This is a genomic window from Flavobacterium zhairuonense (assembly GCF_004352915.1).
GTDB lineage: Bacteria > Bacteroidota > Bacteroidia > Flavobacteriales > Flavobacteriaceae > Flavobacterium > Flavobacterium zhairuonense.
The window spans coordinates 559,826-572,630 of sequence record NZ_SJSY01000075.1; the positions used below are offsets into that span (position 1 = coordinate 559,826).

The 12,805-nt window shown below is 35.2% G+C and carries 7 protein-coding genes; all 7 read left to right on the plus strand.

Annotated elements, in window-relative coordinates:
- Positions 1 to 7: 7 nt before the first annotated feature.
- A complete protein-coding gene (locus EYY60_RS19020; RefSeq protein WP_132990853.1) occupies positions 8 to 1,198 on the plus strand; it encodes a cytochrome c oxidase subunit II in 1,191 nt (396 codons plus the stop codon).
- A 30-nt stretch (positions 1,199 to 1,228) separates the two neighbouring features.
- On the plus strand, positions 1,229 to 3,031 hold the full coding sequence (locus tag EYY60_RS19025) for a cytochrome c oxidase subunit I (RefSeq protein WP_132990854.1): 1,803 nt from the start codon (positions 1,229 to 1,231) through the stop codon (positions 3,029 to 3,031).
- Between the two features lie 107 nt (positions 3,032 to 3,138).
- The gene (gene ruvB, locus EYY60_RS19030; RefSeq protein ID WP_132990855.1) at positions 3,139 to 4,161 is read left to right on the plus strand and encodes a Holliday junction branch migration DNA helicase RuvB; all 1,023 of its coding nucleotides are present in this window, start codon (positions 3,139 to 3,141) and stop codon (positions 4,159 to 4,161) included.
- Positions 4,162 to 4,170: 9 nt separating this feature from the next.
- A complete protein-coding gene (locus EYY60_RS19035; RefSeq protein ID WP_132990856.1) occupies positions 4,171 to 4,986 on the plus strand; it encodes a prolyl oligopeptidase family serine peptidase in 816 nt (271 codons plus the stop codon).
- Between the two features lie 67 nt (positions 4,987 to 5,053).
- Complete coding sequence (locus EYY60_RS19040) at positions 5,054 to 6,400, plus strand: cytochrome P450 (RefSeq protein WP_132990857.1); 1,347 nt, start codon at positions 5,054 to 5,056, stop codon at positions 6,398 to 6,400.
- Positions 6,397 to 7,323, plus strand: a complete 927-nt coding sequence (gene queG / locus EYY60_RS19045; RefSeq protein ID WP_132990858.1) for a tRNA epoxyqueuosine(34) reductase QueG — start codon at positions 6,397 to 6,399, stop codon at positions 7,321 to 7,323. Before EYY60_RS19040 ends, queG begins: the two co-directional genes overlap by 4 nt.
- 1,018 nt (positions 7,324 to 8,341) lie before the next feature.
- Positions 8,342 to 12,805, plus strand: a 4,464-nt coding sequence (locus EYY60_RS19050) for an Ig-like domain-containing protein (protein WP_132990859.1), incomplete at its 3' end; no start/stop codon positions are given.

Consider the following 12,805-nt stretch of genomic DNA (forward strand, 5'->3'; position numbering starts at 1 on the left):
TAAACAGATGACAAGTTTGTTGGTAATTATAGTTGTAGTTTTATTAGCAGTTGCATTATGGCAATTGACGAAGATATTTGATCTTACTCAGGTAGGTTCTTCTTCGGACGATTCTCAGGTTGCATCGGATAATGATAATAATGTTCAAGGATATATTATGTTTGGCTTTTTAGCTTTCATTTATATATTTACGATTTATGGTTTACTGAAATGGGGTAATTTAGCTCTTCATACTCCTGCTTCTGAGCATGGACTTTTAGTAGATAACTTAATGAATATTACTTGGGTTTTGATTTTTACAGTTCAAGTTATTACTCAAGGTTTATTATATTGGTTTTCTTTCAAAAATAGAGGGCATAAAGACAGAAAGGCATTGTTTTTTGCAGATAGTAACAAACTTGAAGCAATTTGGAGTATTATACCATCTGTAGTTTTGGCTTGTTTAATTCTTTATGGATTATATGCTTGGAACAATATTATGTTTGTTGACAAAGATGAAGATGTTATTGAAATCGAATTATATGCTCAACAATTTAAGTGGACTGCAAGATATGCTGGTGCTGATAATACATTAGGAAAAGCGAATGTAAGATTAATCGAAGGAGTTAACACTTTAGGTGTTGATATGTCTGACAAGAATTCTCAAGATGATATCGTGGTTACTGAATTGCATATTCCTAAGGGAAAAAAAGTTCATTTCAAAATGCGTTCTCAAGATGTATTGCACTCAGCTTACATGCCTCATTTTAGAGCACAAATGAACTGTGTTCCTGGTATGGTTACTGAATTTGCTTTCATTCCAACATATACAACTGCTGAATATAGAGAGTTGGATTTTATGAAGGAAAAAGTTGCAAAAATCAACAAACTTAGAGCTGAAAAAAGTGTTGAGTTAGTTGCTAAAGGTGGAACAGCTTTAGATCCTTATACTTTTGATTTTTTATTATTATGTAATAAAATTTGTGGAGCTTCTCACTACAACATGCAAATGAAAGTTGTGGTTGATACTCCTGAAGATTATAAAAAATGGTTAAGTGAAAAAACTACTTTAGCTCAAGATATTGCTGCAGCAAAAGCGGCTGAGAAACCAGCTGAAGGAGCTGCTCCAACTACAGATACTACTGCAAAAGTTCAAGATACTGTGAAAGCGGTTATTGATACTGTAAAAGCAGCGGTAGCTAAAGTTGCGATGAAATAATATTATTTAGAAAATTTAAAGTACACATATATGTCAGCAGAAGCGCACGGTCACGATCACGGACACGATCACGAGCACGAACATCATCATAAAGACACATTCATTACTAAATATATTTTTAGTATTGATCACAAAATGATTGCTAAGCAATACTTGATTACAGGTATTATCATGGGAATCATTGGTATTGTAATGTCTTTGCTTTTCAGAATGCAATTGGCTTGGCCTGAAGAGTCTTTCAAAATCTTTAATGTTTTATTAGGCGATAAATTTGCACCAAATGGTGTAATGGCTAATGATATTTATCTAGCGTTAGTTACGATTCACGGTACTATAATGGTATTTTTCGTTTTGACAGCAGGTTTAAGTGGAACTTTTAGTAACTTGCTTATTCCGCTTCAAATTGGAGCTAGAGATATGGCATCAGGATTCATGAATATGATTTCTTATTGGTTGTTTTTCTTGTCTGCTGTAGTAATGGTTTGTTCTTTATTTGTTGAAGCTGGACCGGCTTCTGCAGGTTGGACAATTTATCCTCCATTAAGTGCATTACCACAAGCAATTCCTGGTTCTGGAACTGGTATGACTTTATGGTTAGTTTCAATGGCAATCTTTATTGCATCTTCTTTGATGGGATCTTTGAATTACATTGTAACTGTAATCAACTTAAGAACTAAAGGAATGTCTATGACTAGACTTCCACTTACAATCTGGACATTTTTCGTAACAGCTATTATTGGTGTTATTTCGTTTCCAGTATTATTATCTGCAGCTTTATTATTAATTTTTGATAGAAGTTTCGGTACTTCATTCTTCTTATCTGATATTTATATTGCTGGTGAAGTTCTTCACTACCAAGGTGGATCTCCTGTACTGTTCGAGCACTTATTTTGGTTCTTAGGACACCCTGAAGTTTACATCGTAATCTTACCTGCAATGGGTCTTGTGTCTGAAATTATGGCTACAAACTCTCGTAAACCAATCTTTGGTTATAGAGCGATGATTATGTCAGTTCTTGCAATTGCATTCTTATCTACTATTGTTTGGGGGCACCACATGTTTATTTCAGGTATGAATCCTTTCTTAGGTTCTGTATTTACTTTTACTACTTTATTGATTGCAATTCCATCTGCTGTAAAAGCGTTCAACTGGATTACAACTTTATGGAAAGGTAACTTACAATTCAACCCTGCAATGTTATTCTCTATTGGAATGGTTTCTACTTTCATTACTGGAGGTTTAACGGGAATCATTTTAGGAGACAGTACTTTAGATATTAACGTTCACGATACTTACTTCGTAATTGCTCACTTTCACTTAGTAATGGGTATCTCTGCACTTTACGGAATGTTTGCTGGTATTTACCACTGGTTCCCTAAAATGTACGGAAGAATGTTGAATAAAAACTTAGGTTATATTCACTTCTGGGTAACAGCAGTTTGTGCTTATGGAGTTTTCTTCCCAATGCACTTTATCGGATTAGCTGGTTTGCCAAGACGTTATTATACAAATACAAACTTCCCATTATTTGATGATTTACAAAATGTGAATGTATTGATTACTACATTTGCTCTTGTAGGAGGTGCGTTCCAATTAGTATTCTTATACAATTTCTTTAGTAGCATTTTCTACGGTAAGAAAGCAGTTCAAAATCCATGGAAATCTACAACATTAGAGTGGACAACTCCAGTTGAGCATATTCACGGAAACTGGCCAGGAGAAATCCCTCACGTATATCGTTGGCCGTATGACTACAGCAACCCAAATCATGATGTAGATTTTGTACCTCAAAATGTACCAATGAAAGAAGGTGAAGAGGTTTTACACCACTAAAAATATTAAAAAGGCTATCAGAAATGATAGCCTTTTTTGTTTAGTTAAAGTTTTAAACCTTCAGTTTTACTGTTTTAGAAACTGATTACTTTCTATATCTTTGTAGTATGAATGAAAACCTTGATCCTACTACAAAAGGATATAACTCAGAAGAATTAGATCTTGAAAAAAGATTGCGTCCACTATCATTTGATGATTTTGCTGGACAAGATCAAGTTTTGGAAAATTTGAAAGTCTTTGTTGCAGCAGCAAATCAGCGTGGCGAAGCGCTTGATCATGCTCTTTTTCATGGACCTCCTGGTCTTGGAAAAACTACTTTGGCTAATATATTGGCTAATGAACTTCAAGTTGGAATTAAAATTACTTCTGGGCCTGTACTAGACAAACCAGGAGATTTGGCAGGTTTGCTCACAAACTTAGATGAACGTGATGTTTTATTCATTGATGAAATTCACCGACTAAGCCCTGTTGTTGAGGAATATTTATATTCGGCAATGGAAGATTTCAAAATCGATATTATGATTGAATCTGGGCCAAATGCTCGTACGGTTCAGATAAATTTGAATCCGTTTACGCTTATTGGTGCCACTACACGTTCTGGTTTGTTAACTGCTCCAATGCGAGCACGTTTTGGTATTTCATCTCGTTTGCAATATTATACGACAGAACTTTTGACTACAATTGTTGAAAGAAGTGCTTCAATTTTAAAAACACCAATTGACTTAGAAGCTGCAATTGAAATAGCAGGACGTAGCCGAGGAACACCTCGTATTGCAAATGCATTATTAAGACGCGTTCGTGACTTTGCACAGATAAAAGGAAATGGAAGAATTGATTTGGAAATTTCACGTTATGCATTGAAAGCATTGAATGTTGATGCGCATGGATTAGACGAAATGGATAATAAAATTTTATTGACCATTATAAATAAATTCAAAGGTGGACCAGTTGGGCTTTCTACTTTAGCAACGGCTGTTTCTGAAAGCAGTGAAACTATTGAGGAAGTATATGAGCCGTTTTTGATTCAGGAAGGATTTATTATGCGTACTCCTCGTGGCCGTGAAGTTACAGAGAAAGCATATAAACATTTGGGAAAGGTTAATACAAATATTCAAGGTGGATTATTTTAAAGACATTTTATGAAGCATTACTTTCTATTTTTGCTGTTTGTTTATTGTTGCTCTTTTGGGCAAACTAGTTATTTTCCACATCTTTCTTATGGAAAATCGTCGCAGCAAATTTTGGATTTGTATGTTCCAAATGGGAGTTTGAAAGATGTACCAGTTGTAATTCTTCTGCATGGAGGATCTTGGTCTATGGGCGGACTTGAATACACAAACAAGCATGCGCAAGATATTGCTAATAAAGGTTTTGTTGTTGCTAATGTTGATTATCGTTATATAAATGATACTATTTCTGCTAAAGATTTATTAGAAGATATTAATATTGCTGTTGGGTATGTTTCGAAAAATTCTAGTAAATATGGTTATGCCAAAAGAGGATATCATATTGTTGGAATTAGTGCAGGTGCTCATTTGGCATTATTATATGGTTACACAAAGAAGAATATGAAGTCTATAACAGCTTTGTGCGCACCTTCGAGATTGGACTCTGCGGAAGTTTTGGAACTTAGAAAAAATAGTGGCCATTTGGATATTATCGAAAAATTGGCTGGAGCTAAAATTAATCCAAATGGAAATAATCCCGCAGTGACAAAGATTAGTCCGTTTAGTAATATTTCAAATATACCTACATTGTTAATTCATGGTAACGCTGATAACATAGTTGATGTCAGTCAGTCACAAAATCTTTATAATGAATTAAAAAGAAAAGGGGTAGAAACAAAATTGATTATTAGAGAGGGCAAAGGACATGACGTTGGAATGAATACACCTGAAACTGAAATCCAGAATATAAAAGACATTACGGAATGGATTTTACTGCATAATAAATAAATTTGATTAACAAACAAGGAAATATAAAGATCAATATTCAAGGTGAATTGTTCTAATTCTACTAAAAATGTCTGCTACTAAAAAATATATTTATCCAAATAAATTATCAATACTCAGATTTTTTAAGGATGCCGAGGGCGTTCGAAGAAATCCGATACCTTATCATAAAAGATATTTTGGCAAATTAGGAGACTCGTTTTCTTTAAAAATTGGATTTTCAAAGTACTTAATTTTATCAAGGGATAATGATATCGCACAGTATATTTTAGTTAAAAATCAGAAGAATTATTACAAGTCAAAATTCCAATCTGTTTATCTTTCGAAATATTTAGGGAAAGGTCTTTTGACAAGTGATGGTGATTTTTGGTTGCAACAACGAAGACTTATTCAGCCTGCTTTTCATAAACAAAAAATGAATATGCTGGTTAATAATATGAATGCAACTATCACTTCTGAAATCGATGTTTTAAAAGAAAATGAAACTTTTAACGCTTTTCCTGCGATGAGCCAATTGGCATTTAATGTTGTGGCAAAATCATTATTTGAATTTTCAATTTCGGAAGAAAAACTGCATAGAATTAAATTTATAATTGAAGAAGTTCAAAAATTCTTGGTCAAAGAAATCAGACTTCCTCACAAAGCATTATGGTTTTCTTTGAGCGGTCAGGTCAAAAAACATTTAAAATTAGCTGAAGAAAATGACAGCATCATCAAAGAAATTATAGAAACAAGAAATGCTTCAAATGATGATTTTAATGATTTGCTAAATATGCTCTTGGAAACTCGTTATGAAGATACTGGAGAAAGTATGTCCACACAGCAACTAATAGATGAAATAAAAATTTTGTTTATAGCCGGGCATGAAACAACTGCAAACGCATTGACTTTTACGCTTCATTTTTTAGGAAGTAATCCTGAAGTGCAACAAAAGGTCTTTAATGAGATAATTGAAATTGAATCACAGACGGATAATGTTATTGAGCAGTTGCAAAAGATGACATATACAAATGCGGTTTTGAATGAATCAATGCGGTTATATCCTCCAGCATGGATTACAGATAGGCAAAACCTCGAAGACGATACTATTGGCAGCTTTAAAATCAAAAAAGGAACTTTGATAGGGGTTTCGTTTTATGAACTGCATCGAAATCCTAAATATTGGCAAGATCCTGATGAATTTATTCCAGAACGATTTCTTGATGAGCAAAAGAAACAGTCAATGCAATATTTTTATCCTTTTGGAGCTGGACCACGCATGTGTATTGGAGCAGGTTTCGCTATTTACGAAATGTGTCTAGCAATTTCTCATATTGTAAAACGCTATAATATTACATCAAATACAGCTATCGTAGAATTCAATCCACTGGTAACTTTGAAACCAGTTAATATCGAAATTTCATTGTCTAAAAGATGAGTATTAATTCGAAAGAGACATATTCAAAGTTTATAAAAGAAGAAGCTAAAAGGCTTGGTTTTCTTTCGTGCGGTATTTCGAAAGCTGGATTTTTGGAAGAAGAAGCTCCTCGCCTGGAAAAATGGTTAAATAATAATCATAATGGCCAGATGGCTTATATGGAAAACCATTTTGACAAACGTTTAGATCCTACTTTGCTTGTTGATGACGCAAAAAGTGTAGTCTCACTTCTTCTTAATTATTTTCCATCGGAGTCTCAAAATTCAGAGAGTTTCAAAATTTCGAAATATGCATATGGTCAAGACTATCATTTTGTTATCAAAGAAAAATTGAAAGAACTTCTCCATTCAATCGAAGAGAATATTGGAGCAGTCTCAGGTAGAGCTTTTGTTGATTCAGCTCCAGTTTTGGATAAGGCTTGGGCGGCAAAAAGTGGCTTGGGATGGATTGGGAAAAACAGCAATTTGATAACGCAAAAAGTAGGTTCTTTCTATTTTATAGCGGAACTTATTTTAGATATCGATTTAGAATATGATCACAAAGTAACTGATCATTGCGGCTCTTGTACTGCTTGTATTGATGCTTGTCCTACGCAGGCAATTGTAGCTCCGTATGTTGTCGACGGCAGTAAATGCATTTCTTATTATACAATCGAATTAAAAGAAAATCTTCCTTATGAAATGAAGGGGAAATTTGATGAATGGATGTTTGGCTGTGATACCTGTCAAGATGTTTGTCCATGGAATCGGTTTTCGAAACCTCATTCAGAACCTTTATTCAATCCAAATCCTGAATTGCTTTCTTTCTCTAAAAAAGATTGGACTGAAATTACGGAGGAAACTTTCCGTATCGTTTTTAAAAATTCTCCCATTAAAAGAACCAAGTTTGCGGGATTAAAACGAAATATCTCCTTTTTGGAGTAAAAGAATATGTTTTTTAGATTCGAATTTGATTAAATTATCATTTTTCTCATTTCATAAATCTTCATTTTAACAAGGCACATTTTTGTAAGATTCTATTTTCTAGATAAATACGTGTGTCTTTTTGTCGCTGTAAGAAATAAAATACGATGAGTGTCATTTGTCGATAATTATTATCGACAAATGACACATTATTTCGTGATTTGTTTTTATGGCAAATTTTTAAAATTAATTTTTCGATAGTTTTTCGTAGCAAAATACAATACGTTTTATCCTGCAAAAAGAAAGGATAGAGCAATCTTGATTTTCAACAAACGCAATAGAAGTTCAAGATGTATGTAAAATTTATTGACCTCAAATTTTAGTATTTGTATAAATTTAAATTACTGATAATCATGTGTTTCTTGTTTTTTTGTATAAAAAAATGGCTTATGTGATAAATGTGCAGTGAGGCATTGTCTTTTTACTTAATAAAATAATTTAATAAAAAATGTTCTATTATAAAACCAAATTTGTAAATAACTTAATCAATGAGATTTAAGTATAAAAAAGCAAACAATTGTTAAAAAAATTTTTTGAGTCCTAAAAATGCCTTTTTTGTAAGATATTTTAATGTTTTTGTTTTAAATGTCTAAAAAACATGAGTTATTTGTAATAATTTAAGAAAATTCATCTGTTTTATTGTGGAATAAGTATTTTTTTGAATTTTTAAAATTGAATTTTGACGAAAAAAGGTGTTATTCAACGTTTTTATAGGTAGTTTGTCGACTTAATGTGGCTAGTTATTAGGTGTTTATATATTTTCGCGACACCAAAACTACCCAATAACCTATGAGACAATTTTTATGTCTTGGACCTAAAATGGTTCAAATGCATTTTGATTTTAATAAAAATCTGAAGAAAGATTTTGTCTTTTTTTCAAAATCCAATCCCTATTTTTTTTCGTATTTGTCCAATAAGCTAAAAACCATGGCTGGTTTTTCAGTTAACAATATCTGTATTTCTCAAATTTTACCTGCGTATGCGTAACTCTACTCTTGATCAGTCTAGATTTTCTAGACTAACCTTTTTTGTTGCATTTTTATTACTGATTAGCTACAGTGCTTCGGCTCAGTTCTATACGAAACACTATATAGCGCCAGCACCTTGGCAATATTTTAGTAAATCAAACGAAATTGTAATTGCAACAAATTCAGTTACACCGGTAACGATTACGCTATCTAGAAGTAATGGTACTGTTGATGCAACTTTGTCAGCCGTAAAAGGAAGTCCAGCAATTTACAGATGGGGGCTTTTAGCGAAGGATCTCCCTATGTATGCATTAAATACTGTAATTAATGGAGCAGGATTGATCGTTACAAGTACTGGACCTACTTCAGTAAATATGCGAAATGTTGCTTCTGATGATAATACGGGTGATAATGATGATAGATATCTGAAAGGTAATGCTGCATTGACAAGTTTTGGTGATGCAGGACTCGGTATAAGATTTAGAGTAGGTTATTACAGAGATGGTTCTTTAGGGAATTTTGGAGGCTATGGAGATCAGAGGCCAATTTATACTATCATGGCTACTGTTGATAATACCACAGTGAAAATTAATAATGTTGTTACAACAACTTTAAACGCAGGCCAAAGTTATTTATTCAAAGCGAACATAGGAACATTGGTAGAGTCATCTAATCCAGCTGTTATGAATACTTCTGCAGCAATTGACACTCCGGATGGCTGTGGTGATAGCGCATATAATCAGATTCCACCTGAATCAGTTTTAGGAACAGAATACTTCATAGAAAGGGGTAAAGGGAATAATACAGCAGAGCAAACCACCGTGGTCGCAACAAAAGACGATACACACTTAGTAATTGATACCTATTCAACTACAGGTGCTGTGGTAGGAACTGCAACTATTACATTGGCAACAGCAGGAAGTTCTCATACTTTTTCAAATGGTTCGCTAAATACTCCGTTTTCAGCATCACGTGTTTCTTCAGATAAGAGGATCGTAGTGTATTCGGGAACTGCTCAGTCTTGTGAAGTTGATATATCGACAATCGCTCCAGTATCTGAATGTGGTGGATCTAATTTTATAGAAACGGCCAAATTTAGAAATTATGGAACGGGCACATTGCCTTATTTTGGATATATTCTTTTGAGAAGTCAAAATGATCCGGTAATGGTTAATGGAGTTAATATTGAAACAAGAAGTGGTATCGCTGCACGTCATCAATTAGGAAGCACTGGATGGTATATTATAAATTTTGAAGATACTCAAATTGGAAGTCCAGATGTTCTATCGATTTTATGTGATACTAAAATGACAGTATCAATTGTGCAACAAGGAGGAGGGTTTTCAATGGCAGGATTTTTCTCGAATTTTGCTGCGCAACCAGATGAACCAACTTTAACATATATTTCAGGTGGCGGATGTACTAACAATACCGCTGAACTTACAACGCCGCCAAATTTTGCTCCTTACCAATGGTATTTTAACGGAACCGCAATTAGTGGAGCAAATTCATCAACTTATACCGCTACTAAAACGGGTAACTACACGGTGTCTTCTACTTTAGCGTGTGGGGCCCAAACACAATCAAAACCAGTTAGTGTTACTTTATGTACCGACCTTGGAATTACAAAAACGGTTGATAATGCAACACCTTGTATAGGTTCTAATGTAGAATTTACTATTAAGGTTAGTAACTTGGGAGGAAACAATGTTTCGGGAGTTTCAGTTAGTGATTTACTTCCTACGGGGTATACTTTTGTAAGTTCAACACCTTCTGTTGGAGTTTATGATTCTTCAACCGGTACATGGAGTATTGGTGATGTCGATGCTCAAACATCAGTAACATTAAAAGTTACCGCGACCGTAAATGCATCTGGCAATTATACAAATACAGCATCATTACCAGCTTCAATAGATATAAATACGGCAAATAATTCGGCTAGTGCGGCTGTGAATCCAAAGGCGTCAAATCTTGTTGTAACAAATCCTGCAGCAGTTTGCTCACCTTCTACTGTTGATTTGACAACTTCGGCTGTTACTGCAGGAAGTATTGGAAGTTTAACTCTTTCATATTGGACGAATTCAACGGCAACTACATCTTATTCAACACCAACTGCAGCAGTTGCGGGAACTTATTATATAAAAGCTGTTTCTTCTGATGGATGTGTGTTTGTAAAACCTGTTGTAGTAACAGTGAATGCACTGCCAACTACACCAACAATTAATGTTAATTCAGGACAGGCTTCCTGTGGTACTTCGGGAGGGGTAGTTTTAAGATCGACGAGTTCTGCAACTACATTAGGAGGTAGTGGCAGTACATATTTATGGTCAACAGGAGAAAACACTCGAAGTATCACAATTTATAACGATGGAGTTTATTCTCTTAAGATAATTAATAGCTCTGGTTGTGCAAGTAGTAGCTCTGCATCAATAACAGTAACACTTACTCCAGCCGCACCAACGGCTTCGAATCAAACATTTTGTTCTTCTGAGAATAAAAAAGTTGGTGATTTAGTGGCTACTGGAAATAACATAAAATGGTACAGTTCAAATAGTGGAGGTACGGCTCTTTCGGCTAATCAAAATTTACAAACTGCAGCAGGAACTTATAATTATTATGCAAGTCAGACATCAGCAAATAATTGTGAAAGCACAAGAACTCAAATAGTAGTAACTATAAATAGTACATCATCAGCGCCAACGGCTTCAGCTCAATCATTTTGTGCTGCTGATAATAAAAAAGTAAGTGATTTATCTCCAAATGGATCAACCATAAAATGGTATAGTGCTTCTTCAGGAGGTTCAGCTCTTTCATCTAATCAAGCTTTAACTAGCGGGACCTATTACGTTAGCCAAACGGTTAATAGTTGTGGGGAGAGCGCAAGAACTTCAGTAGCAGTGACGATAAATAATGTACCATCAGCACCAACAGCATCGGCTCAGACGTTTTGTATTAATGATGCTAAAACAGTTAATGACTTAGCAGTTACATTAACTTCAGGATCGACAAAAAAATGGTATAATGCCGCAACAGCTGGAACTGCTTACACAGGAACAGAATTATTGACTACAAGAACTTATTATGTAAGTCAGTCAAATGCTTGTGGAGAGAGTACAAGAACGGCAGTTGCAGTTACAGTAAATACAACAGCAGGACCAACAGCATCGGCTCAGACATTTTGTACGACTGATAATAAAACGGTTAATGATCTGGCGGTTACTTTGATCTCAGGTGCAACTAAAAAATGGTATAATGCCAATACAGGCGGAACTGCCTACATTGGAACTGAGATATTATCTTCAGGAACTTATTATGTTAGCCAAATTTTAAATAGTTGTGAAAGTGTTAGAACAGCAGTTGCAGTAACAGTAAATACAACTGCTACGCCAACTGCTAATTCTCAGACTTTTTGTGCAATTGATGCTAAAAAGGTCAGTGATTTAACCGTTACTTCCGGCACAAATTTAAAATGGTACAGTGCTAGTTCAGGCGGTACACTTTATAATGGAAACGAAACTTTAGCATCTGGAAACTATTACGTAAGTCAGACGCTTAATAATTGTGAAAGTTCTAGGATTTTGGTTGCAGTAACAGTAAATCCTACACCAGCAACGCCAAGTATTTCTGCCGGAGGGCCGACAACATTCTGTACAGGAGGAAATGTTGTTCTGACTTCAACCAGCGGAACAGGATATTTATGGTCTAATGGAGCGACTACACAATCAATTACGGTTTCAAATACAGGAAGCTATAGTGTCCAGGTAACGAATGCTTCGGGCTGTTTAAGCGTTTCTTCGACAGCAGTGAATGTAACTGTGAACACCATTCCTTCAGCACCGACAGCTTCAGATCAGACATTCTGTTCTGTAGACGCCAAAACGGTTGGTGATCTATCACCTTCAGGAGCAGGAATCAAATGGTACAGTTCCAATTCAGCAAGCACCGCATATACAGGAACAGAAACATTGTCTACAGGAACTTATTATGTAAGCCAGACAACCAGCGGATGTGAGAGCGCGAGAACAGCTGTAAATGTTACGGTTAATCCAAAACAGGCTGACGTGGTAACGAACGCAACAATCTGTTCAGGAGGAAGCTATGTATGGTCGGCAAACGGACAGGCTTATACAACGAATCAGTCAGCGCTTAAAATCTCAAACAACGGCTGTACTGCAGACCAGGTTCTGAACCTGACGGTAACGCCTAAACCTGCGGATGCCGTAACGAATGCAACGATCTGTTCAGGAGATACTTATACATGGACAGCCAACAATACGGCTTACAGCACAACGCAAAACGGAACAAGAATCAGCAACAACGGCTGTACAGCAGACCAAGTATTGAACCTGACTGTTACTCCAAAACCTGCAGATGTGGTGACAAATGCAACGATCTGCTCAGGAGATACCTATACATGGACAGCAAACAATACAGTTTACAGCACAACGCAAAGCGGAATGAGAATCAGCAACAAC

Coding starts and splice junctions, on each gene's coding strand:
- EYY60_RS19025 (WP_132990854.1), top strand. CDS start 1,229: ATGTCAGCAGAAGCGCACGGTCACGATCACGGACACGATCACGAGCAC.
- queG (WP_132990858.1), top strand. CDS start 6,397: ATGAGTATTAATTCGAAAGAGACATATTCAAAGTTTATAAAAGAAGAA.
- ruvB (WP_132990855.1), top strand. CDS start 3,139: ATGAATGAAAACCTTGATCCTACTACAAAAGGATATAACTCAGAAGAA.
- EYY60_RS19035 (WP_132990856.1), top strand. CDS start 4,171: ATGAAGCATTACTTTCTATTTTTGCTGTTTGTTTATTGTTGCTCTTTT.
- EYY60_RS19040 (WP_132990857.1), top strand. CDS start 5,054: ATGTCTGCTACTAAAAAATATATTTATCCAAATAAATTATCAATACTC.
- EYY60_RS19020 (WP_132990853.1), top strand. CDS start 8: ATGACAAGTTTGTTGGTAATTATAGTTGTAGTTTTATTAGCAGTTGCA.